A 23161-nucleotide genomic window follows, 5' to 3' on the forward strand; every position below is an offset into this window, starting at 1 on the left:
CGGGGCGGATGGGCATGCCGACGTTATCTGATCCGGGGCCGCCGCTGCTGAACCGACAGCGGGAACGCGCCGTGTTCGACGACCTGCTGGCGGATCTGCGGGCCGGGCGCGGGCGGTCGCTGGTGCTGCGCGGCGAGGCGGGGGTGGGCAAGTCGGCGCTGCTGGCGCACGTGGTGCGGGCGGCGGCCGATCTGCGCGTCCTGCGCGCGGCGGGGGTGGAGTCGGAGATGGAGCTGGCGTTCGCCGGCCTGCATCTGCTCCTCGTGCCGCTGCTGGACCGGCTCGACGGGCTGCCCGTTCCGCAGCGTCACGCGCTGGAAGCCGCGTTCGGGCTGCGGGCGGGAGGCGCGCCGGATCGGTTCCTGGTGGGTCTGGCGGTGCTGACCCTGCTGGCCGAGGCGGCGGAGGAACGCGCGCTGTTGTGCGTGGTCGATGACGCGCAGTGGCTGGACCAGTCGTCGGCGCAGGTGCTGGCGTTCGTGGCGCGGCGGCTGCTGGCCGAGCCGGTGGGGCTGATCTTCGCCGCGCGCGAGCCTGGCGCCCAGCTCCACGGGCTGGCGGAGCTGGAGGTGACCGGCCTGCCCGCCCCGGAGGCCCTGACGCTGTTGCGCTCTGTGGTCCGGTTCCAGCTGGACGAACGGGTCACGGACCGCATCCTCGCCGAGACGAACGGCAATCCGCTGGCGCTGCTGGAGTTGCCGCGCGGGCTGAGCCCCAGGCAGCTGGCGGGCGGGTTCGGCCTGGTGGAGGCGCATACCGTCCCCGCGCGGATCGAGCAGGGCTTCCGGCAGCGGCTGGCGGGGCTGCCGGCCGAGACGCGGTCCCTGATGCTGGTCGCGGCGGCCGAGCCGACCGGCAACCCGGTACTGATCTGGCGGGCGGCCGGGCGGCTCGGGATCCCCGCCTCCGCCGCGAAACCCGCTCAGACCGACGGGCTGCTCGACACGGGAGCGGCGGTGCGGTTCCGGCATCCGCTCGTCCGGTCCGCGGTGTACTCGGCGGCGTCGCAGCAGGAGCGGCGGGCGACGCATCGGGCGCTGGCCGAGTCGACCAACCGCGACCGGGACCCCGATCCGAACGGGCCCTGGCCGCGGCGCAGGCGAACGTCATGGCCGGCGCGTTCGACGCGGCGTCCGAGCTGCTCGCCGTCGCTGCGGCCGGGCCGCTGAACGAGCTTCAGCAGGCTCGCGTCGATCTGACGCACGGGCAGATCGCCTTCGTCACCAGCATGAGCGGCGACGCTCCGCCGATCCTGGCGAGGGTGGCCAAGCGGCTGGAGCCGCTGGACCCCGTGCTCGCGCGGCAGACGTACCTGGAAGCCTGGTACGCCGCGCTGTTCGCCGGACGGTTCGCGGGCACCGACGACCTGCGCGAGATCTCCCGGGCCGCCCGAGCCGTTTCGTCGCACTCGGACGCGTCCCGGCCGCCGGACCTGCTGCTGGAGGCGCTGGCGGTCCTGGTCACCGAGGGACGCGCCGCGGCAGCGCCCCTGCTGAGACGGTCGGCCTGGGTCTTCGCCGAAGGCGAGATCTCCCCGGCGGAGCGCCTGCGCTGGAGCCCGATGGCGGCCGTCGCCGCGTCGGCGCTGTGGGACGAGAAGTGCTGGTACACGATGCAGTCCCGCGAGCTCCGGTTCTGCCGTGAGGCCGGCATGCTCGGCCCGCTGGGCATCTGGGTGAACGCGATGGCCGTCCTGGAGACCTGGCGCGGTGATCTCACGGAGGCCGCTTCGCTGGTCGCGGAGGCTGAGGCGATCGCGACGGCGACGGGGAGCCGCGGCTTCGTCTCCGGGGTCGTGATGCTCGCCGCGTTCCGAGGGTCGGAGGCCGAGGCCGCCCCGCTGATCGAGCGCGCGATCGAGGAGTCCCGGGCGTCCGGCCAGGGCGTGGGGGAACAGCTCGCGCAGTGGGTGAAGGCCGTGCTCAACAACGGGCTCGGCCGGTACGAAGAGGCCCTGGTCGCGGCGCAGGCCGCCCAAGCCGCCCCGGGGGCGCCGGAGATGCACGTCTCCATGTGGGCGCTTTCCGAGTTGATCGAGGCGGCCGGCAGAACCGGACGCACCCGGCAGGCCGCGCAGGCGCTCGACCGGCTGGCCGAGGCGACCTCCATCGGCGACGGCGGCTGGGGGCCGGGTCTCTACGTGCGGTCCCAGGCGCTGCTCAGCGATGGTGCGGAGGCGGAAAGCCGGTATCGCGAAGCGGTGGACCTGCTGGGCCGTACCGGCATTCGCACCGAACTCGCTCGCGCGCACCTGCTCTACGGTGAGTGGCTGCGCCGCGAAGGCCGGCGGACCGACGCCCGGACGCAGCTGCGCATCGCGTACGAGATGTGCGACGCGATCGGCATGCGGGCGTTCGCCGATCGGGCCTACAACGAGCTGCTGGCCACCGGCGAGACCACCCGCAAGCGCACCGCCGACGAGTCGGTCTGGCTCACCCCGCAGGAGGGCCAGATCGCCAGGATGGCCCGGACGGGCCTGTCGAACCCGGAGATCGCCGCCCAGTTGTTCCTCAGCCCGCGCACCGTCGAGTACCACCTGCGGAAGGTGTTCACCAAGCTCGGCATCACCTCTCGCCATCAGCTTCAGCAGGCGCTGCCCGTCAACGGCCATGACCGGCGGTGAGCCCGATCATCGATCCGCCGCGGTGGCGCCGCCGGAGAACGCCCGGGCCACGGTGAGGCTGTCCTCGTAGATGTGGTAGCGGGTGATCAGTCCGCCGGCGACCGTGAGGTGCAGGGCGAACGGGGAGGTGTATGACAGGCCGGTGGCGGCGACGGTCTGCACGATGTCGCCGAGCACGACGGCGTCGTCGCCGTCGACCAGGATCCGCGTGACCGTGGTGCCGTTGAGCTCGGGCACGTGGTGCGACCCGAGCATGCGGAAGTGTTCGGCCACGTCACCCCGGCTCGAACGGGGCCGGATCCACGGCACCGACGGGTGCCCTTCGGCGGGCCAGTTGAAGCGCCAGTCACTCTCCTCGGCGAACGACTCGGCGATCCGCTCGACGTCACCCGCGCCGATCCGGCGCAACAACTCCTGCACGGTGTCGTAAGTCGTCATGATTCGTCCCCAGAGTCCGGTTCAGCGGTGCGGGCACGTGTCAGTCTTCCCGGGTCGCCGCGGCTTGGCGATTACCTGTGAGATAAGGCGGGCCGGCCGCAGACCCGCCGGATCAGGGGCCGGACGACGGCGGGCCGCTCGCCCCTCCGCCCGCGGCGAGGTAATCCCGGAGAGCCGGGGTTCATCCATCCACTCACATGTTGCGAAGAATGACTAGCGCCGCATAAAGGATGGTTTATGGCTATTGTCGATGACATCCTGCGTTGGGGGGACATATCGCGAACGCGCATCTCCGATGCACAGAAGTGGCACTATCTTGCGTAAAGGAAATGACCGAAGGTGGAGGTATGTGGAGGACGCCAAGGGCCACGCTCATGATCCTCTCATATGTCGGTTTAGTACCGACCGTACTCCTATTTTCGGTCCTGGCCGAAGAAAGCCGAGCGGCGACCCCGGACGACACCATGACGGTGTTCTGCCTATCGCCGGACCATCGGCCGGAACTCCTCGCCGCGGCGGGATCACTCGGCCTGGCCTCTCCGTCGCCTTCACTCCCCCCGGGCCACTTATGGGTCGGCGGCAAAGCCGTTGATCTGGAGACGTGGCGAGCCCAGCACAGAGCGGACTTCGACCGTACCTGCCGGGCGCTCCTCGCCTCCGAGCCCCAGGTCAAGGTGACGGAGTCGAAACCGTTCTGGGTCAGGATGGGAGAGATCCTGGTGCCCGCCGCGTTCGGGGCGCTGCTCACCTTCATCGCGACGGGATGGCGCGCCTCCATCGATCGCGGGGCCCGCGACGCGGACGCCCTGCGCACCGCGGTGGCCGACTTCCGCGGGGCGATCGAGACCTACGCGTCGGAATGGGCCCGCGGCAACAGCCCGGACGCGGTGACCGTACGGCTGCGCCGGACCGATCTCCTCCGCCAGATCGGCCGGGTGATCTCCTTCCATTCGTCGTGGCATCAGGCGAAGAGGCTCAGGGATCGGGTGAAGGGCGACGAACTCGCGGAAGGCGACGCGAACTTCTGGAGCGGCGACTCGGCGGCCCGCCAGGCGAAGGCGGCCGCGTTACGCGGAAAGCTCGACACCTTCGACGCGGACGTGGAGACCGTCGCGACCGCGCTGAGCCGCCCGATCCGCTCCGGACTTCCCGGTTCCGGCATCCGGAGGCGCTGACATGACATCTCCGCTGGAGAACAATCCGTTCGGCTTCCATTCGGTCGGGCGCGGCTATTCGGAAGCCGATCATCCGCTGTGCCCTTGGCTGTGGCAGGTGCCCGACCAGGAGCTGTACGTCGACGTGGACAGCAGCGAGGCCGAGTTCAACCGGTTCGTCGAGGTGTTCGGCGACGATCGGGTGCCGCCGAACAGAGGTCACCTGATCACGGTCGTCGGTGACAGCGGCTGCGGGAAGACCTCGCTGGCGCACCGGTGCGCCTCCTGGCTGCTGCGTGACCAGGGCCTGCCGAGCAAGGGCAGGACCGGGATCATCGTCGACCTGCACGGCGAGGACGTCGCAGGCGCGCCGGAGGAGAGCTTCCGGCTGATCTACCGCATGCTCGTGATCCGGCTGGGCGTCGCCGCCAATCTCGCGCAGTACCGGGAGGAGCTGCACGGCTATTCCGACGATCCGCGGCTGGGCTACAGCCGGCTCGGTGAGCTGCTGGCCGATCGTCCGGTGGCGGTCGTCATCCTGCCCCCGACGACGGTGACGGGCGAGATCCACATGTACTACAAGATCGCCCAGAATCGGGAGAACATCATTTTCTTCGCCGAGAGCGGCAGCGGCGAGGTGCAACGGGAATGGGACGCCGTGGTCCCGGTGAGCGCGGTGCACACTTCACTGAAACTCGGCCTGTTGAACAATGGCGACGCCTGGAAATTCGTACAAGCGCGGATGGACCGGAGCAAGTCCTCGCAAATACCGCTGGCGATTACCGAGGAGGAGCTGGATGGTATGCTCCAGAAAATAGACTCACTAAGAAATATGAGAGCGCTTCAAATTCTATTTTTCGAACTCTATCGAGAAGCCGTCCGGAGCAAGCTCGAAGTCATCACCTACGATTACATCGAAAAATTTTACATGCGCAATTCAGCGCTCAACTTGAAGGATCTGCGTAGATGAAGAAGGGTGAACGGAATGAGTGGCGACAACAGTGACAACCCGCCCTCCGGGCGCCCCTATCCATTCCCACGCGTGGCCATCGACCGGCTCTCCCCCTACCGGGCCTGGACCGGCAGCCGGCTCACGCCCGCCACGGTCGAGACCCCGGGCGTGCGCAGCGCGCTGGACTACGTGGACGCCTACCTCGCCGGACGGCCCGACCAGTCGACGTCCGACTCGTGGAAAGGGATGCTGATCGTCGGCCGGCTCGGCATCGGCAAGACCCATCTCGCCCAGGCGATAGCGCATCGAATCGTTTTCGACGAGACGTCCAAGATTCGCCCTCTCATTCTCGACAGCCCGGCGGGTGACTTCGCGACGATTTACCGCACCACGCTCATCGGCCAGCTCGACAGGTTCGACCTCTACAATCGACTCAAGGACTACTACGCCCTTATCCTGGCCGACGACCTCGAACGGTCCAAGGCCACCGTCGAACTCGCCGAAGGGCTGCGCCAGGGCGTATACGACCCGCGAAAGGTGATCGAGCACTTCGGCCTCGTGGAAAGCGCGCTTCGCGACCAGCTCCGCAGGCATCTGCTGCGCGTGACGGAGATCGCCAACTTCAGCAAGGCGTTCACACTCGCGCTCATCCCCGAACACGAACAGAGCGTCTGGGAATGGCTGCAGGGCCGGCCGGCCGCGGAATCACTTCAGCGCTACGGCATCACCACGCTGATCGACGGCGAGTCCTCGGCGTTCGACGCGCTCAACGTGCTGGCCTTCGTGTACGGCCGGGTCGGGTACAAGTTCGTGTTCATCATCGACGAGTTCGACAAGCTGCTGGCCGGCTCCGACGACCGGCGGACCCAGCTGGTCAAACAGTCGGTCGAGCGGATGCTCAACGTCTTCATCGACAGCAACGGCCTGGTCGTCATGTGCGCCATGCCCGAGATCCAGCAGAGCCTCCCGGCCAGCACCAGAGAGCGCCTGCGCACGTACCGGCTGGCCCCCTTCACCTCCGCCGAGCTGGGCCAGTACGTGCGGAGCGCCCTCGACACCGAGGCGCATCGCTTCCCCGCCGAGCCCATCGCCTACATCGCGGGGCTGACCGGCGGGATACCGCGTCAGGCGATCAGCCTGTGCGGGCAGGTCTGGCGGCATGCCGAACGGAACCAGCTCCCGGTCAGCAACGACCTCGTCCGCAGCGTCGTGCGCGATCAGTACGAACGCTCCAGTTTCCAGGACGTGCGCGCCTCCATCCGGCAGACCGTCCAGGCGGCCGGCCTGTCCTGCAAGGCCGACCACCGGGTCGAGGGCGTCATCGTCGACTTCTGGATACCGCTGTGGGAGGACGGACCGGGGGTCGCGGTGATGATCGTCGGCTCCGTGCTGCAGCAGGAGGACCTGGAAGAGCTACGGCGGCGGCTCGCGGACGGGCCACGCGTGGAGGTCATCCTGGTCGTCAACGGTTTCCTCTCGGCGGCGCTGCGGGAGGAGGCCGCGTCGCAACTCGGCCGCCAGCCTCTCGTCTACGAGGAGGAGCCGTTCAACGAGATGCTGCGCGGCCAGGTGACCGCCACGCTGCACCGCATCGAGAACACCACGCAGGAAGACCGCATGACCACCCTGCACCGCCACGTGGACCGGCTGGCGCTCCAGCAGGCCTACGCCCAGAGCTTCATGGAGCAGATGAGCGGGCGGATCGACCGTTTCGGCGGGGAGGCGAACCGGCGGCTGGCCGCCATCGAACGCGGGATCGTCGAGGTCCGGACCCCGTTGCCGCACGGCGCGTCCCAGCGGCTCACCACCGGCGGCACGCTGCCCGAGGAACTCCAATGGCACTTCGACCGCGCACTCACCGCGGTGCAGGCGCTGGGCGGGCTCAACGACCTGTTCAAGGAGGCCTTCGCCGGCGTGTCCCCCGGGCTGCCGCGGCGCAGGCTGGCCTCGCGCGCGCTGTTCGAGGCGGCCGGAGTCGCCGTGGTGTTCCAGCGGCTGATCGAGTCGTTCCGTGAGGCGGTCGCGGAATGGCTGCGTACCGCGCGACGGGACGGCGAGCCCCAGCCGCTGCCACGCGAGCAGGAGGAACGCCTGCGCTTGATCTGCCGCGCCTACACCACCACCGCCGAGGTCCTCCCGCTGTTCCAGCTCGAAAGCCTGGCACTGACCGCGGCGCCCTACGCGACCGACACCAGCGCCACCGAGCAGACCAGCAGGTCGATCCGCCGTGGCGAGGCCGCTCAGGCCCTGGACAATCTGGGCGACCGGGTGCTGGGAGCGGCGCTGGCCGCGGCCCGGCCCTGAACGGCCGTGACCCCTCCGATCACCGGCGGGCTCTGCGCTGGGGGGCGGGGAGCCGGTCGGGAGCGGACGGTACGGAAGCGGACGGGACGACGGGAGGCGGTGGGCCTGGCTCCAGCCGGCGTGCCCACCAGCCGTTCGAGACGATGTGCAGCAGATTCACCACGAGGATGGCCGGCGCGACGATGCCCACCACGCCGGGGAAGGCGGGTTCGAGCGTCAGCGACAGGACGATGGCCGTGATCCCGTTCTGCTGGCCGAGCATGAGATAGCCGCGGTCGGTACTCGGCAGCCGGCGGGTGAGCGCGTACCCCACGAAGACCTGCGATCCGAACGTCGCGAGCCCGAGCACCACGCCGAGCAGCGGGTCGATGCCGGGCGTCAGCAGCATGCCCAGGGCGAAGCCGGCCAGCGTCAGAGCGCCGCCGCTGACCCGATCGACCACCTCGGGGGCGAGAGGGCGGAAGAACAGCCCGACCAGCGCGATGCCCAGCATCAGGTAGTTCATCACCGCGACCGTGACGAGCGCGGCCAGCAGGAGGAGCATCAGCGCGGTCGTCGCCGGACGCCGCGTGTTCCCGCGCCCGCCGCGCCGCAGCAGCCATCGCGCCGCCGCCCACACGAGCCACGTGCCGGCCGCGAACCCGAGGTTGGCGGTCAGGTTCAGCAGATAGGAGGTGACGTCCGCGACCGCGGGGGCGCCGGCCACGTGACCGGCGACGCCGCTCCAGTCCAGCGTGAACGCGGAGACGTACACGATCAGCAGTGCCGTGATCGGGTCGTCGAAGGCGGACCAGGCGCGCAGCAGCGCCAGCGCCCGGGGCGACAGCCGGGAGCGGCCGGACATGGCGGCGACAGACAGCGGATCGATCTGGGCCACGGCGATGCCGAGCACCAGGGCGACGGGCTCACGCATGACGAGGAGCATCACGCCGGTGATCAGCAACGCTTTGAGCACCACGCCCAGGGTCACGGCGACCAGCAGCAGGCGCAGGTCCTTCATGGCCTCCCTGGGGATGCCCGAGGCGCTGCTGTACAGGCCGATCGCGAGCAGCGCGGTGACGCCGTAGAGGTAGATCGGCGTGCTCGCCGGGCTGTCGAGCCCCACGAGCGAGGCGAACACCAGCCCGAGAGCCACCACGACGGCCAACCGGCTCAGCCGCCGGGTCGCCGTCTCCGTTCCCGTGCCGAAAGATCTCATGCGGGGCTCACCGACCCGTGAGTCACGCGATCTGCCGAATTCGGACCGCGGGGAAATCAAGTTTAGAAGAAAACGCGGGACGCGACCATTGTTATGCGGACAGCTGTCTGCGTACTCCGGGTTTCACTGTCATCACCGCTGCTCAGCGTTGCAGGGAAAGTCCGTGGATTCCTGCCGGAACGTTTCATTTCGCCGCAGTCCGTCCAGGAGTTCACGCAGTCGCTTTTCCGCCATGTACACGGCCGGCTGCTTGAGCGTCACGCCGACCAGCAGGTCGCCTTCGCGCCCGATGCGGTAGACGTAGACGGCTCCCTCCTGGACGTCGAGGACCAGCCGGTCGAGCGGCTGCCGCACGATGGTCCTGACCGCGTGCGAGAGCTGGGCCAGTTCCTGCCGCATCTCGCCGCCCAGGCTCTCGTAGAGCTTTCTACGCGTCTCCGTGGTGATGTTGTAGAACCACTGCGACAGCTTGGGCGAGCCGAGCACGTCGGCCGAGGCGCAGAACGCGTAGTCGCGGAACAGTGCCGCGTAGTGGAGGTCGTCCGGGTTGACGGCCGTCGCGCAGAGCCGGACGAACGCGTCATGGACGTCGTCGGCGCAGCTCTCGCCCCTGCGCTGCACCAGCGGCTCGGCAGGCCCGTCGATCGGGGTGACCGTCGCGCCCTTGAGCCCGCCGGGCAACTCGTCGGGCAGGCCGTAGATGCCGGTCCTGACCGTCGTGACGGCCACCGACGTCAGCGTGTCCATGTCGTCGGCCGACTCGGGGTGCAGCGTGGCCCCCACCAGGTACTGATCCGGGCGGACGCGGTGGCACGACAGCGCGCCGTCCGCCGAGGCGATCACGGTCCGCATCAGGTCGCCCGACTTGAGGTCGGCGAGCATCCGGTCGAACCGCTCGGTGCAGATCACGAAGTGCCGGCAGGCGCTCTGGTGGTCGGCGCGCAGCTCGTCCGGGGTACGGCCGCTGTAGCGCGACCGGCAGGCCTCGTGATCGAACACGTCGAGGGAGAAGTCGAAGAAGCCGGTGCCGAAGTGCGCGAGGTAGTGCAGTTCGGGCCGGCTGCCGAAGGCCGTGCCGCAGTCGGCGAGCAGCGGCTCGTAGCCGGCCTCGGACGACTCGATGTGGGGCGCCCGTGACACCGTCAGAACCGGGGCCAGCGGATGGTTGCTGAACCCGGGGGATTCCTCCCACCGGCCGGCGAACGCGCTGTCGGGGCTCATGCCCGTCTCCCTTCTGGATCCTGATGCCGGCGGCTCACAGTGCCGGTATCTCGACGTCGATGTCGCCGCGGCCGTCCAGGTGCGCCGCGGGCTGGGGACGCGCCAGGCGGGCCTGGGTGTCGGCGACGTTCGCCATCGTGATCCTCGTGTACGTGTGATCGGCACCGAGCATGTCGGTGAAGCGCAGGCATGCGTCACGCTCCAGGTCGAAGGCCAGGTCCAGCTCGTCGAGCCGGACCAGCGTGCCGGCCAGGTTGACCGCCGCGGCCAGCGCGTACGGGTGACGCGGCCCCAGGTCGCGCCGCAGCCGCTCGTGACTGATCTGCCCCAGCCGGCGGGAGCGCTCCAGGTCGCCGATGCCGCGCAGGTAGACGGCCAGGCTCATCTGGCAGACGTGGGTGAAGGGGTGCTCGCCCCACGTTCTCTTGAAGATGTCGAGACAGGCGCTCGCCTCGTTCACCGCGTCCTGCGGCTGCTGCTGGGCGTACAGGTCGGCGGCCAGACTGTGCCGGCACATCAAGGTGAACAGGTGCCCGGGGCCGTGGAGTTCGCGCAGGTCCCCGATGAGCGCCTTGTCGCGGTAGAGCGCCTCGAACGAGTTGCCCAGCATGCGCTCGGTGACCGCCAGGCCGCTCTCCACCCGCAGGGCCACCGGGCTGCTGATCTGCGACGGCTCCTTCTCGATGAAGCTCAGATAGCTCTGGATCTCCTTGAGCACGCGGTAGGAGCCCTGGTAGTCGCCCGCGTCTCGCAGGTAGCTGGCCAGGTTGCATTTCGTCCACAATGCGGCGGGATCGTACTCGCCGAACATCTTGGTGCGGCGTTTGACGCGGTCCTCGGCGAGCCTGATCGCCTCACGCGAGTCGCCTCTGAGGCTGTAGGAGACGGCCAGGTTGTTCATCGCCCTGCCGGTGAGCGAGTGGTCGGCGCCGTAGATCTCCCTGAGCCCCTTGAGCGCCGCGTCGTCCCAGGTGTACGCCTCGTCGAAGCCGCCGAGCGTGCGCAGCGCGACGGCGTAGTCCATCGCGGTGATCAGCGTGCGCGGGTGCTTCGTGCCCAGGCTCCTGGCCTGGTCGTGCAGCGCCGCGGCGGCGAGGTCGGCCGCCTCACGGTGCTCGCCGAGCTGCCGGTAGGCGTTGGACAGCTCGATGCGCAGCTCGGGCAGGCCTGTGTGGTCGTCGGAGTTCTCCCACTGCGTCCTGGCGGCGTCGCCGATCTGCCGCGCCGCCCGCCTGCCGCTGTAGTCCTCCCTGCGCAGCAGGTACCGCATCTGGTTGATCACCCAGGTGCGGACGAGCGGGTCGGAGCTGCCCGCGGCCCCCGACGGTACGACGTGGGCGGCCAGCTCGGCGTAAACGGGCAGGCCCGGCGGCCCGGCGGCGAGGTCCTCGGGGGCGTACACCGCCAGCGCCCGCAGAATCTCGGCGTTGCGTGCGTGCCGCTCCTCCGCGGACATGCGATCGCGGATGAGGGTCTGGATCAGCCGGTGCATGCGCAGCGGATCGTGCCGGCCCAGGTCGACGCGCGCCAGCCCGTGCCGGTCGATGCTGCGCAGCACGGCGTCGGTCATCGTCGGGTCGGCCAGTCTCGCGTCGACGGCGGCCATGCCTTCGCGTACCTGCGGAGACCGCAGGAAGCGCAGGTCGATGCCCTCGGGCGAGAGGAAGGCACACGCTTCGGCGAGCCAGACGGCGGCGCCGTGGCCGAGATCTCCGCGCAGGCTGGCCAGGGCCAGCTCCACGGTGATCCGGTGGGCGGGCTCGTCCGGCGAGGCGGTGGCCGGCGGCCGGTTGGCCTCCTCCTCGAAGAGCACGAGGAACCTGGCGGCGGCGCTCCGCGCCGCGTCGCCCTCCGAGAGGTTGAGCTGCACGCGCCTGGTGGCCGCCTCGCGGCGCAGCCAGGCGGCGGCGAGCTGGACGGCGATCGGCAGCCTCGCGGCGATGTCGCAGATCTTGCGCGCGTCGTCGTCGCTCATGCGCGGCACCCAGATCCTCACCAGGGCCGCGCCCTCGTCCGGGGTGAAGCGCCCCACCGGGACGGTGTACATCGGCGCCGGCCATTCGTCCCCGCGCGACGTGATGATCACATGGCCGTAGGGGGAGCTGTCCGGGAGCAGGTCGCGCAGTTGCACGGGGTCGTCGACGTCGTCGTAGACGAGCAGCCACCTGGAGACCTCGCCGGAGACGAGGTGGCCGAGCGCCGCCCGCGCGGCGTCACCGCCCGTGGGCAGGCCCAGGGTGGCCGAGAGCGCGCTGAGCGCCTCCCTGGCGGCGCTCGGGGTGCTGCCCGACACCCACCACACCAGGTCGTAGGCGCCGCCGAAGCGGTGGGCGTACTCCATCGCGATCTGCGACTTCCCCAGGCCGGCGGCGCCGGTCAGCAGGCAGCGGCCGTCCTCGTGGCCGAGCAGGTGGTCGCGGACCTGGTCGATGAGGTCGTCCCGGCCGACGAAGGACGGGTTCCTGCCGAGCGTGTTGGACACCCCGGGCCGGCGCGGGAAGCGCGCCGTGCCCACCTCCAGCGAGATGGCGAGCGAGGGGCTGGTCAGGTGGAGGCGGCGGCGCAGCTCGGCGGCGGCCGTCTCCTCCGCCAGCCCGCGCAGGTCGATGCACTGGCCGCCGTCGAGCGCCTCGGGGAAGGCGGAGTCGTCGACGCGGACCTGCCACACGTTGGACGGCTGGGCGCCATGATCGCTGGGCGGGAGCAGCGAGCTCAGGCGCCTGGCCATGCGGTCGTCCAGAAGAGGAGGGGAGACGATCAGGATCGCCTGGTTGCGGCGGGGCGTCTCGAGCGGCGTGGACCGGTCGAGACGCGTCAAGGTGACCTGGACGCCGCTCTGCTTCACGCCGGCGTCGATCCATTCCGCCCAGTCGCGGTAGGGCGCGGTGTAGAGGATCGCGACGGCGGCCAGCGCGGTGAAACGGCCGTCGGTGAGCACCTCGGCCAGCCGCTCGTAGCCCTGGCGCAGGCCGCCCGCGCGGTCGGGCGGCTCGTTGACCACCGCGAGGGTCTCGGAGAAGTAGTAGTCGACCTGGTACGGGATCTCCTGCGCCGGGATCGAGGGGTCGGCGAGCCCGGAGAAGCGCTGGTGGCTCAGCTCCCTGGCGTCGCGCAGCGCGAGGTCGCCGCCGAGGTCCACGCGCATCGGCAGCGGCATGATCCGGACGGGCCGCGAGGCGGTCGCCCGGATGCGCTCGACGGCGGTGACGCTCTCCTCGATGGCCTGCGGACTGAGCGTGTGGCAGACGATGATCATGTCGGACAACCCGGCCGCGAGGACGACGGCGGACGGGTGGGTACCCCGCGCCCCGTCGACCAGGACGTAGTCGTAGCCGGCGGCGCGGATGACGGCGCGCAACCGCTCGGCCGCCGCCGGGGTGACGGCGCTCCCGGCGACGGGGACGGGGACGGGGCCGTAGCTCAGGAAGTCGAAGCCGCCCTCGCGCTCCATCGTCTCCAGGCTGATCCGGGTGGTGCCGGCCCGCAGGTCCTCCCGCGCCCTTGCTTCGGGCTCCCCCGGCGTGGAGTCCCATCGCTCGATCAGCTCGGCGAGGGTCGCGGCGGGCGCGGCGCTCTCGTCGGTGGTCAGCCTGCGCAGGTAGCGGGGCGTTCCGGCGCCGTCGGCATCGATGACCAGCACGCGCAGGCCCTCGCTGGCGAGGAGGACGGCGAGGTTGGCCACCGCCATCGTGCGGCCGATGCCCTCGCGGACGGAATAGAACGTGACAATGACGCCACCAGGTTGCCCGGACGCACCGAAATCACCGGATCCGATCATCATTGATGCTCAATCTCTCAATCCCGTTGCTACTTTCACAGGCTTCACAGGGATCAACGAACGGATCATCGCGCTGACCACTAAGGAGAACCACGAGCCGACCACTAAGGAGGACCACGATAGTATGGCGAACGCCTCGAATGGCCTTTGCTCTCCGAGTTTACGCGGTTACTCCCACTGTGCCGCGCTCGACTGGTGCTGAACGAAGGAAGGCTCTTCGTCTCCGCTGAGTTCGCGGAAGATACGTTCCAGAGAAGAGGCGAACACCGATTCGGGAAGCGCGGCGATTCTCTCCAGGTCAAGGCCGCTGAGGTCCACGAGATCGGGGCGGAGCTCCATGTCTGGATCTTCCATACGGGCGTCACCGTCCCGGCTACAGCGCATGGCTTTGAAGGGTAATCGTACACAAATCTCGACGATCAGTCTTGACCTTCGTGAACTGTCTCCAACAACATTTACTCCTACAAGAGCGGACATGGGGGTGCAGGTGTCAACCAATCGGGATGCACTAGCACAAAATTCGCTTTTTGAATGGCCATATTCGCTGGACATGGAGGCCCTGCTGGCCCGAGGGTGGAGACCCGTTCCCTTCCACGACTTCATCCTGAAGATCCACGCGAGATGCGACCTGGCCTGCGACTACTGCTACATGTATCAGTCGGCCGATCAGGGCTGGCGGGAGCGGCCCAAGGTCATGTCGCCCGCACTCGCCGAGCGGGCGGCCGGCCGCATCGGCGAGCACCTGCGCGCCCACTCCCTGACCCGTGTCAACGTGACACTCCACGGCGGCGAGCCACTGCTCGCCGGGCCCGAACTGATCACGCGGGTGGTGCGGGCGGTCCGCCGCGAGGCCGGAGACGCCGAGGCGCGGATCCAGATCCAGACCAACGGCGTCCGGCTGACGGAGTCGTACCTGCGGCTGTTCGACCGGCTCGGCGTCCGGGTGGGCGTGAGCCTGGACGGCGACCGCGCCGCGCACGACGCGCACCGCCGTGACGCCCGCGGACGGGGCAGCTACGACGCCACGAGCCGGGCCCTGCGCCGGCTCGCCGGCGAGTCGTTCGCCCACCTGTACGCCGGCCTGCTGTGCGTGGTCGACCCCAGCCACGACCCGATCGCCACTTACCGGGCGCTGCTGGCCTTCGACCCGCCGTCCGTCGACTTTCTGCTGCCGCACGGCAACTGGTCGGCGCCGCCGCCGCTCACCGGGGAAGGCTCGCCGCGCCGCCCCTACGGCGAGTGGCTGATCGCCGTCTTCGACCACTGGTACGACGCCCCGCGCAAGCCCACCAGGGTCCGGCTCTTCGAGGAGATCATCAACGGGCTGCTGGGCGGCACGCCGCACGCCGAGTCGCTGGGCCTGGAGCCCGATCGCATCGTCGTCGTCGAGACCGACGGGGCGATCGAGCGGTCGGACGCGCTGAAATCCGCCTACGAAGGCGCCGCCGCGACGGGGCTGAACGTCATGGACGCGTCCTTCGACGACGCGCTGCGGCTGCCGGTCGTGGCGGGAGGTCAGCTCGGCTTCGAGGGACTGTCGGAGACCTGCCGGGCCTGCGCGATCGCGCGGGTCTGCGGCGGCGGCATGTACGCGCACCGGTACCGGCCGGGCAGCGGGTTCGCGAACCCGTCCGTGTACTGCCAGGACCTCTACCTCCTGATCGGCCACATCCGGCGACGGCTGGATCGTGACGTCGTGGCGCTGCGCGCGGGACTGAGATGACCCCGGCTGCGCACCTCATGCCGTCGCGGCTGTTCGACGCGCTGGCCAGGAACGACAGCGACCCCGAGGCGCTGAGCCTGCTGAAGCGTTCGCAGTACAGCAAGCACCTGCTGCTGCTGAGAACCCTGGTGGAGGAGACGCGCCGCCGCGGCCATCCCCAGGCGAGCGCGGTGGACGACGCGTACGTGCTGCTCACGGAGGTCCAGAAGCGGGCGCCCGCGGCCGTGGAGAGCGTGATCAGGTATCCGGCGGTGGGCGCCTGGGCGCTGCGCGTGCTGTGGCACCTGGTGAACGGCCATCCGCCCGGCGCGTGCGGAGCGGCGCAACCGCGGCGGCTGGCGGCGCTGGCGGTGAGCGCGGCCGTCCGGGGCGGCGTGGAGCTGACCGCCCGTCTGCGGACGGAGGGCGCGTCGCTCAGCCTGCCCTCGGTGGGGCGCGCGATCTTCCACGGCGCCGACGAGGGATCCCCGGCACGTGCCCGCGCCTGCGGCGGGAGCGTGGAGCTGACCGTCGGCAGGAAGCGAGTGACGGTTCCGGCCGCCGCGCGTCCCGTGCCTGTCTCGTCCTCCTTCGCCACGTGGGAGGACGTGCGCCTGCTTCCGCTGGGCTCCGGGCTGCGCATCGACGACACGGACCCGTTCAGGTTCATGCCGGAGGCGCGGCAACGTGGCAGGCTGCCGGAGGCGGAGGTGGCCCGGTGGGCGCGCACCGCCGTCGAGGGCTGGCAGTTGCTGGCCGAGGGGCACCGCGTGCTTGCCGCTGAGGTGGACGAGCTGATCTCGATGCTGGTCCCGCTCGCCGCCGGACGTCGTGGCCTGGTCAGCGCGTCCACGCGGGCGGCGTTCGGCTGCGTCGCGCTCTCCCGGCCGCCCGACGCCGCGATCATGGCGGTGACGCTGGCCCACGAGGTGCAGCATGTGAAGCTCGCGGCGCTGCTCGACCTGTTCCCCCTGGTCGAGAGCGCGCCCGCACGCTACTACGCGCCCTGGCGGGACGACCCGCGTCCGCCCATGGGACTGCTGCACGGCACGTATGCCTTCACCGGCGTGGCCGCGTTCTGGAGCAGGCAACGGCACGCGGAGACGAGCCCGCGCGCCGCGCTGAAGGCCCACACCGAGTTCGCCCGCTGGCGGCAGGCGGCGATGGAGACCGTCCAGCTCCTGGCGGACGGCGGCCATCTCACGCCACTCGGGCGCGGCTTCGCCGCCGGCCTGGCGGGCACCCTGCGGGAGCTGTGTGAGCAAAGCGTGCCGGCTGAGGCGCTGAGCAGGGCGCGCAGGGCGGCGGCGCTGCACCGGGCGCGGTGGCGGGAACGCAACGGGGCCGCGTAAGCCGCCGCTCCTGAGGTCGCCACGTGGACACGCTCGCTTGACAGCCGGGACCCTGGCTCGCATCTTGAGATGGATCTGGCCCGGATCCGAAGAACCGACCCTCGCCACCTACTGCCCGCCGCCCACCGCGTGCCTTCCTTCAAGCGCGAGCGACGCCGGCCCGGACGCCGATTCCCCAGACAACGCGACCGAGTGAAGAAGGCCCTCCCGCCCCGAACGAAGATCACATTCTTGGTACTCGACCAGCGCGAACCTGCTCACTCCGTCGGCTCACCTGACGCCGCCGTTATGGTGCTCCCCGCGATGACGAGGCCGACAAACTCGGGAAAGTCGCGTGATCAGCGGAAACGATCAAAGTTCACGGCATTGCGCCATCGCCGGCATGGCCCGCCTGATTCGAGGATGTGCAATCGCGCACTTTCATCAGTTGCGAGGCAGGTCGGTATCCACGACATAAACGGCCCGGATGCGTGGATCGCGGGCGATGGCCCGGATAGGGTGTGGAAGATCTCGCGCGGTGAATCCGTAGATGAGGCCTTCTCTCGCGTACGTTTGCAGGGTCTTGAGCTTGAGATTGAATTGATCGAGCACTTGCGCGTCATTTTCCTGCAGTAGGCTCACCCATTTCTTGAATTGGGCGGTGAGTGGCTCCGGGTGGGCGCTGAACTGACACGCGTTGAATCCTCTGTAGTCGCAGAAGATCGGCGACTCCCAGATCAACGGCTGGTCGGGTGCCACCATCACGCTGCGTGGGCGCGGCCATAGCGCTCTCACCTCGCTTTCTTTGAGCGGCTTGGCCAAGAGTATGAAGACCTGGACGGGCATGCTAGGAGGGATGGCCTTGAGCAAGATCTCCTGATCGTCCAGACCATTACCCAGGGGCGCCGCCCCACTGGCCACGCTTAATATTGAGGTCAGTCGCCATGGGAGCGTCTGTGGCATTAGCACTTCGCCCGACTCCCCTCGTCGGATTTCACCAGACCACCGTGGAGCTTCCGCCATCGCGCTTCGAGGTCCCAGCTCTATTGGCAGGGTTCCGTCTGTGCAAGCATTATTGGAGGAGTTAGCGCCGCTGTTGAGCTCATAATCTCCGTGCGTTATGGCAAAAGAGTTAAGGGCGACTATCTTGAGGCGTTCGCATGACATGACTGCTGCCGTGTCCGACGAACAGGAAGATGAGGCGATCGCCAGCGCCAGCGTCAGCAGCGCGGCGATATACAGACTCGGCCGATGCGGAGCCGTAACGGTCATGTTCGTCCTCTCGCCCCGCGAAAGGGCATGAGACGTGGAGTCTCACGCCCTTTCGGTTGGGCTAATCTTCTAGGATGGGGCGGTTAGGGCTCCCACCCGCATTACATACTGGATATTTGAACGACCCCTTCGCCGACCCGAAAGTTTGAGGAGGTACGCGTTCCACCTCGCAGGAGAGATCGGTCCTCACTAGTTCTTCATGGACCAGCTTATCCTTGCCCCTGAATTGGACGGTCAGCCAGCCCACGGTGGCGTGCCGATAGAAGTCCGCCGAGCAAGCGTCCAGGCATTCGGCGTGTATCCAGCTTACGCCGGCATTCAAGGACGGCTTGACTCCCTTGCCAAGGGCTCGCCGATATTCGATGCACTCCCAATCGGTTTTGGTAGTGAACGACTGCCCGAAATTGCCAAGATTGTCGGTTCCGACGGTGAAGCCGATGTTCGTCTGGGTGGTCGTCGTCCTCGTCTTGAAACAGACCGTGCTCTCGACGCTGAGTTTTATGTGCTTGATCAGTGCTTGACCGTAGGCTGCAGTGTACTGAGCGAACTTAGTAGGATAGACGTCTATCCTGCTGAACACGTTCTCAAGTCGCCATTTCTTGAGCCACTCATTGTGGGTGGACGGAACTTCCCATTCCGAGTAGCTCCTGGCCAGCACATACCAGCTTTTCCCCATGCGAAGCTTCCCGGTCTTACTGTCACGCTCACGGCCGAGGTCCCCCCGCCACCACGAATACTCGCCGTTTTTGATCGGGGGATCTAGGCTGGCGCCACCGGCGTTTCCTGAATCGAAGTCGGTCGAATCCTCCTCCGCGTCATACGGTACCTGGATGACACTCATCTTGCCGCAACGCTCGAAGACATGGATCGAGATCATGAACTCCATGGGCTCGACCGCGCCGGGCTCGTCAGATGCGGTGCTGGTTCTTGCGGCGCCGGTCGGCACGTCCCATTCTCGCTTCACCTGCGCCAGGACGCGAACTGAGCCGCCGTTCATCTCCTGTACGACGACGTCTGCAAGGGCAACTGTGGAGTTGGTCCGAGGCATGCCTTCCAGCACTGAGACCTCGCGCTGCTGCTGCAATGCGGCGTTGAGCAGGGAGAGCGAGGCTGTGTTGGGTCCCTGCGGGTCCACCCCGGGCGCATCCCATACCGTGCTCGCGCGACCTTCCAGAACAGCATCCTGTGCCTCGTAATAATGCTTGACCCGGTCGATGTACGCCTGCGCGCCACTTTCGGACTGCGCCCTGGCCGACGGGCTCTGCTCATCGTAGGGAACACATGCCGTTCCGCCCCCTCCGTCTCCGCTCGCGGGAGGTGGAGGGACAGCCTTGGTCGTGGCAGTCGTGCTCTGCCAGTCGCTGGTGCCGAACGCTGTTTTCGCCCGCACCCTGATTGTGTACGTGACATTGTTCGTCAAGCCGTCGATGGCGGCGAACGGTTGGTTCACCTCCATGGACTTGACGATCGCGCCGCCCGCATCCCCGACCTCGACGTCGTACCCGTTGAGCATAGAAATACTGCCATTGTTCTCTGGCAGGCCCCAACTGGCCGTGGCGCTGGCATCGCCACCCCTACCAGTTAGATTGAGCACGACGCTCGGTGGCCCGGCCGGGAGGTATGTGAATGCGACCGTCGGCTGCTCGGCAGCACTCGCCTCACCGAAGGTGACCACCTGGTCGGTGCTGGAGGAGAGCAACAGCCACTGGTACTCACTGCCAGCGATGTCGGCCTGCGGTCCGCTTAGCGGAAGCGAGTATGGCGTGGTGCTTTTGTCCGCGTCGCCAGCCAGGTCCGAACCCTTCGATGCGGAGGTGACAGCGCTCTTCAGCGGAGTCGCTGTGATGACCGCGTCGGTCGGGCAGGATCCAGTGGGACACGTCGGGGTGCCGAGTTTCAGGATGCCTTCCGAGACTCCTGCACCGTCAGGCAGTTCGTCCAGCTTGAACCCGATCACCGCTACCGTGTTGTCAACACCGGTGCCGCCGATCCGCATCACCGTGTCATCGGTCACCGTGCATGGCTGGCCGTCGCACGCAGTGGGGCCGGTCTTGGCGGTCTTGATGACGAAGTTGTCCTTGCCCAACGTCAGATGCCGGACGTCCTCCACCGGAGGCGGCGGGGGTGTGCCGGGGGTGGTGAAGGCGACCGGGGCGGTCTTGGAGGTGCAGACCTCCTCGACGCCTCCGCCAGTGGCCGGTGACGTGGTGTTCGTCGCGGTCGGCGTCGGTGTCGGGGTGGGTGTAGTCGCGCTGCCCTGGCCCACCGCGCAGGCCACCATCTGCCATTTGTATGTGGTGCCGGGTTGCACGGTGTCGGCAGGAACTTGCAGGGAGGCGCGTTCGCCACCGTTGACGCTGCGGATTCCGAGCGGTGCCGTGCCAACCGGTGTTCCGGCGTTGTCGTACAGGTAGTACTTGGCGGTTACCTGGCCGCCGGAGGGTCGGCTGACCATGCCGGACAGGATCGGCCGGGTCGGGTCGGCCATGCCGGTCTCAGCGTCGGTGGGCAGGCTGGGGGCGTCGGTGGTGATGCGGTAGAACGGGGACTCGTTGCAGGTTGCCGGATAACTGGTGATGCAGGCCTTGACCTTGATACGGAAGGTTTCCGGGCTGCCCAGCTCGTACGTCTTGTTGACGGGGATGCCGGAGTCGATGCCGGTGACGCGGAAGGTGAGCGTCTTGAGGTAGGCCGACGCCTGGCCGGAGGCCGGGCCGGGCTGGCCGGTGTTGTCCAGGGCGATGACCCGGTAGTGGTAGGTGCCGGTGCCGGGCAGGTCGCCGTTGGTGTAGGTGAGCTTGTCGGTGGTGGCCAGCCGTGTCGTAGCGGACGGGGTGAAGTCGGCGCTCTTGGAGCGGTGGACCTCATAGCCGCCGATGCCGTAGTCGTCGGTGGCCACGTCCCACTTCAACGCGATGGAGCCCTCGCCAGCGGTGGCGGTCAGGTTGCCCGGGGCCGTTGGCGGGTCGCCGGGGACGGGGACTGCGACCTTGGCGTTCATGTCGGCCTGGATCTCCGCGGCCGTCTGGGCGCGGTTGTAGACGCGGACCTCGTCGATGACGCCGGCGAAGAACTCGCCCCACTTAGTGTTGCCGCCCAGATGCAGCGCGCCGCCGGTGTCCGCCAACGGGCTGCCCACGGGGCCGGTGGCGACCGATTGCCCGTTGACATACAAGGTGCCCGCGCTGCCGTTGTAGGTGACCGCGACGTGGCTCCACGCGCCGGTGAGCAGTGCACTGCCGCCGCTGATGGTGGCGTGGCCGCTGCCTGGCGGGTGGAACCAGGCCGAGGAACTGGTGCCGTTGGAGGCGTACAGGCCGTAGGTGGAGCCCTCGGTGTGATCCTTCATCACGATCGTGCGGTAGCCGGACAGAGTGGTGGGTTTGACCCACGCCGACAGTGTCGCCGCGCCGGTCAGCTTCAGTGAGTCGGAGTGATTGATGGTGACCCAGCTGGTGCCGCCGTTGAAGGACAGGGCCTTGCCGAACTTGCCGTCCACCCAGCTGGTGTCACGGGTGGTGCCGTTGTTGTTCGAGCCCGAGGCGTCGCCGACGGTGGTGCCGGTGCCCTCGTCCAGGCCGTACCCCGCGACCAGGCCGGTTGGCGCCGCCGTCGCACGCAGGCTGGACGGCGGCCCGGCGGCCGGGCCGGCCGGGGCGTCCACCTGGGTGGTGGCGTCGGTGACGGTGATGGTGTAGTCGAGCTTGCGGCCGTCGGGCGAGCGCGAGGTGTAGCCGGTCTTGACCGTGCCTGAGCGGGAGATCGCGTCGTTGCCGGTGATGGAGTCGATGGACTCGGCGGTGAAGGTGGGGATCTCCGGCGGCAGCAGGTAGGACACGCTCAGCTTGGGCGGCGTGCCGGTGCCGGCGTCAGCGGAGTCGAAGCTCCATATCTGCGTGTCGGGGAAACGCGGGTCGTCGATGGCGTACTGCCAGTTGAGCTCGGTGGTCTTCAGCTCGACACCGTTGTTCGGCATGCCGGAGGCCCAGGCGTTCGCGGCGGCGCTCAGGTCCCAGGTGTGCCAGCTCTTGCTGGTGGAGCAGGAGGGGGTCATCGAGGAGGAGCCGGTGGAGGTGGAGGCCGGCTTGTTACCCCAGCCGGTCGTGCTGGCGACCCAAGGCGAGGTGGCCGGGGAGACGCTGATCGACCAGTTGTCGCAGCGGCCCAGGTACTTGCCGTACAGCTGCATCTGCGCCGAGACGATGGCCTTGCCGGGGAAGGAGAAGCCGCCGAACTCGATCAGACTGCGATAGTGCACGGCCTTGTACTCATCGCGGAAGTAGCACGTCGACCCTTCGCAGACCCGCACCGGCACCTTCTTGGCGTTGGTGCCGGTGTAGTCGATGGCGTTGGCGTAGCTGGCCTGGTAGTCGTCGTTGTAGGTCATGTCCTGCGTGACGGTGAGTCCGACGGTGGGGTCGATCGTGACCGGGTAGCTGGTGCCGGGGTCGGCCAGGTATTCCGGGTCCGGTTTGAGCACCAGCACCTGTCCGCCGTCCGCGCCGGTGACGATCTTCGTTTCGATCATGCCGCGGTCATCGCGCGCGCCGGCCGGTGCGGGAAGGGAGGACTCCGTCATGTACGGCTCGCCCGCCCCTGCCACGGTCTTGCCTTGGGCGTCGGTCAGCTTGAGCCCACCGGCCTTGGTGGTGCCCAGCTTGAGCCCGCCGCTGGTCGTGATCGGGATGCGGATGTCCAGCGGCTTGTCCGGCTGCTGGTGCAGCACCACATCGTGCTGGAACCCGGCGGTCCGGGCGGTGACGACCAGGTCCGCGCCCGGACCGGCCGCATCGAGATAGGTCGCCTGGTTGCCCGCCACTACCGGCCGGGGCAGTGTGGTCGGCCACGACAGTTTCAGGTTCTGCCCCTTGGCTCGGCTCATGCTGACGAACGGCTGTTCGCTGCCCCCGGTGGAGAAGGTGACGTCGGCCTTGGCCATCTTGGGTTTGAGCACGCCATCGGCCTCGATCAGGGTGGTGTCGATCGCCGCCCAGGAGCCGCCGGGCTGTTTGATCTGGACGGGGCCGGTGTAAGCCTCGGTGACCAGGTGGGCGTCCGGGTAGGCCCAGGTCTTGGAGGTCTCGGTGAAGGCCGCTTCCACGGCGACCGGGCGGTTCTGTTTTCTGGCCTCTTCGATCGCCGCCCGCAGGGGCGCGTCGGGGTCATCGGGGCGGGGGAAGGTCGTAAT

At 68.6% G+C, this 23161-nt stretch carries 14 protein-coding genes; 7 read left to right on the forward strand and 7 right to left on the reverse strand.

Features of this window, described 5'->3' with window-relative positions; translation table 11 throughout:
- Positions 1-14 precede the first annotated feature (14 nt).
- On the forward strand, positions 15-1169 hold the full coding sequence (locus HII36_RS55640) for an AAA family ATPase (RefSeq protein WP_217369404.1): 1155 nt from the start codon (positions 15-17) through the stop codon (positions 1167-1169).
- Complete coding sequence (locus HII36_RS55645; RefSeq protein ID WP_217369405.1) at positions 1109-2623, forward strand: helix-turn-helix transcriptional regulator; 1515 nt, start codon at positions 1109-1111, stop codon at positions 2621-2623. Before HII36_RS55640 ends, HII36_RS55645 begins: the two co-directional genes overlap by 61 nt.
- A 6-nt stretch (positions 2624-2629) precedes the next feature.
- Here HII36_RS55645 and HII36_RS11680 read toward each other — a convergent pair whose 3' ends face one another.
- Positions 2630-3061 carry a nuclear transport factor 2 family protein gene (locus tag HII36_RS11680; protein WP_173523142.1) on the reverse strand — a complete coding sequence of 144 codons (432 nt, stop codon included), beginning with the start codon at positions 3059-3061 and terminating at the stop codon, positions 2630-2632.
- A 374-nt stretch (positions 3062-3435) separates the two neighbouring features.
- Here HII36_RS11680 and HII36_RS11685 point away from each other — a divergent pair, with 374 nt between their 5' ends.
- From HII36_RS11685 to HII36_RS11695, 3 genes are all read left to right on the forward strand, one after another.
- Positions 3436-4236: a hypothetical protein gene (locus tag HII36_RS11685; protein ID WP_173523143.1), complete on the forward strand. Its 801-nt coding sequence runs from the start codon at positions 3436-3438 to the stop codon at positions 4234-4236.
- Position 4237: 1 nt separating this feature from the next.
- On the forward strand, positions 4238-5185 hold the full coding sequence (locus HII36_RS11690) for a P-loop NTPase family protein (protein ID WP_173523144.1): 948 nt from the start codon (positions 4238-4240) through the stop codon (positions 5183-5185).
- 72 nt (positions 5186-5257) lie between these two features.
- Positions 5258-7471 (forward strand): hypothetical protein, encoded by a 2214-nt coding sequence (locus HII36_RS11695; RefSeq protein WP_173523145.1) that lies wholly within the window; start codon positions 5258-5260, stop codon positions 7469-7471.
- Between the two features lie 19 nt (positions 7472-7490).
- Here the strand turns inward: HII36_RS11695 and HII36_RS11700 are convergent, their stop codons facing one another.
- From HII36_RS11700 to fxsA, 4 genes are all read right to left on the reverse strand, one after another.
- Positions 7491-8669, reverse strand: a complete 1179-nt coding sequence (locus tag HII36_RS11700; RefSeq protein WP_173523146.1) for a cation:proton antiporter — start codon at positions 8667-8669, stop codon at positions 7491-7493.
- Positions 8670-8801: 132 nt separating this feature from the next.
- Positions 8802-9890 carry a hypothetical protein gene (locus tag HII36_RS11705; protein WP_173523147.1) on the reverse strand — a complete coding sequence of 363 codons (1089 nt, stop codon included), beginning with the start codon at positions 9888-9890 and terminating at the stop codon, positions 8802-8804.
- A 34-nt stretch (positions 9891-9924) separates the two neighbouring features.
- Positions 9925-13671 carry an FxSxx-COOH system tetratricopeptide repeat protein gene (fxsT, locus tag HII36_RS11710; RefSeq protein WP_173523148.1) on the reverse strand — a complete coding sequence of 1249 codons (3747 nt, stop codon included), beginning with the start codon at positions 13669-13671 and terminating at the stop codon, positions 9925-9927.
- 165 nt (positions 13672-13836) lie between these two features.
- On the reverse strand, positions 13837-14007 hold the full coding sequence (gene fxsA, locus HII36_RS11715) for an FxSxx-COOH cyclophane-containing RiPP peptide (RefSeq protein WP_173523149.1): 171 nt from the start codon (positions 14005-14007) through the stop codon (positions 13837-13839).
- A gap of 211 nt (positions 14008-14218) precedes the next feature.
- On the opposite strand from fxsA, the gene HII36_RS11720 reads away from it, so the two are divergent.
- Together HII36_RS11720 and HII36_RS11725 are read left to right on the forward strand one after the other, a co-directional pair.
- The gene (locus tag HII36_RS11720) at positions 14219-15391 is read left to right on the forward strand and encodes an FxsB family cyclophane-forming radical SAM/SPASM peptide maturase (RefSeq protein ID WP_236003402.1); all 1173 of its coding nucleotides are present in this window, start codon (positions 14219-14221) and stop codon (positions 15389-15391) included.
- Positions 15388-16722, forward strand: a complete 1335-nt coding sequence (locus HII36_RS11725) for an HEXXH motif domain-containing protein (protein ID WP_173523151.1) — start codon at positions 15388-15390, stop codon at positions 16720-16722. The genes HII36_RS11720 and HII36_RS11725 overlap by 4 nt, the downstream gene beginning before the upstream one ends.
- Positions 16723-17145: 423 nt before the next feature.
- On the opposite strand, the gene HII36_RS55650 is transcribed toward HII36_RS11725, so the two are convergent.
- Positions 17146-17973 (reverse strand): hypothetical protein, encoded by an 828-nt coding sequence (locus tag HII36_RS55650; RefSeq protein WP_217369406.1) that lies wholly within the window; start codon positions 17971-17973, stop codon positions 17146-17148.
- Between the two features lie 61 nt (positions 17974-18034).
- Positions 18035-23074, reverse strand: coding sequence for a LamG-like jellyroll fold domain-containing protein (locus tag HII36_RS11735; protein WP_217369407.1), 5040 nt, complete (start codon positions 23072-23074; stop codon positions 18035-18037).
- Positions 23075-23161 lie beyond the last annotated feature (87 nt).

This window comes from Nonomuraea antri (genome assembly GCF_013283785.1).
GTDB classification, from domain to species: Bacteria; Actinomycetota; Actinomycetes; order Streptosporangiales; family Streptosporangiaceae; genus Nonomuraea; species Nonomuraea antri.

Bases quoted from the DNA above. Each gene is read 5' to 3' on its own strand.
- HII36_RS55640 (WP_217369404.1), top strand. From the start codon at position 15: ATGCCGACGTTATCTGATCCGGGGCCGCCGCTGCTGAACCGACAGCGG.
- HII36_RS55645 (WP_217369405.1), top strand. From the start codon at position 1,109: ATGGCCGGCGCGTTCGACGCGGCGTCCGAGCTGCTCGCCGTCGCTGCG.
- HII36_RS11680 (WP_173523142.1), bottom strand. From the start codon at position 3,061: ATGACGACTTACGACACCGTGCAGGAGTTGTTGCGCCGGATCGGCGCG.
- HII36_RS11685 (WP_173523143.1), top strand. From the start codon at position 3,436: ATGATCCTCTCATATGTCGGTTTAGTACCGACCGTACTCCTATTTTCG.
- HII36_RS11690 (WP_173523144.1), top strand. From the start codon at position 4,238: ATGACATCTCCGCTGGAGAACAATCCGTTCGGCTTCCATTCGGTCGGG.
- HII36_RS11700 (WP_173523146.1), bottom strand. From the start codon at position 8,669: ATGAGATCTTTCGGCACGGGAACGGAGACGGCGACCCGGCGGCTGAGC.
- HII36_RS11705 (WP_173523147.1), bottom strand. From the start codon at position 9,890: ATGAGCCCCGACAGCGCGTTCGCCGGCCGGTGGGAGGAATCCCCCGGG.
- fxsT (WP_173523148.1), bottom strand. From the start codon at position 13,671: ATGATGATCGGATCCGGTGATTTCGGTGCGTCCGGGCAACCTGGTGGC.
- fxsA (WP_173523149.1), bottom strand. From the start codon at position 14,007: ATGGAGCTCCGCCCCGATCTCGTGGACCTCAGCGGCCTTGACCTGGAG.
- HII36_RS11720 (WP_236003402.1), top strand. From the start codon at position 14,219: ATGGAGGCCCTGCTGGCCCGAGGGTGGAGACCCGTTCCCTTCCACGAC.
- HII36_RS11725 (WP_173523151.1), top strand. From the start codon at position 15,388: ATGACCCCGGCTGCGCACCTCATGCCGTCGCGGCTGTTCGACGCGCTG.
- HII36_RS55650 (WP_217369406.1), bottom strand. From the start codon at position 17,973: ATGACCGTTACGGCTCCGCATCGGCCGAGTCTGTATATCGCCGCGCTG.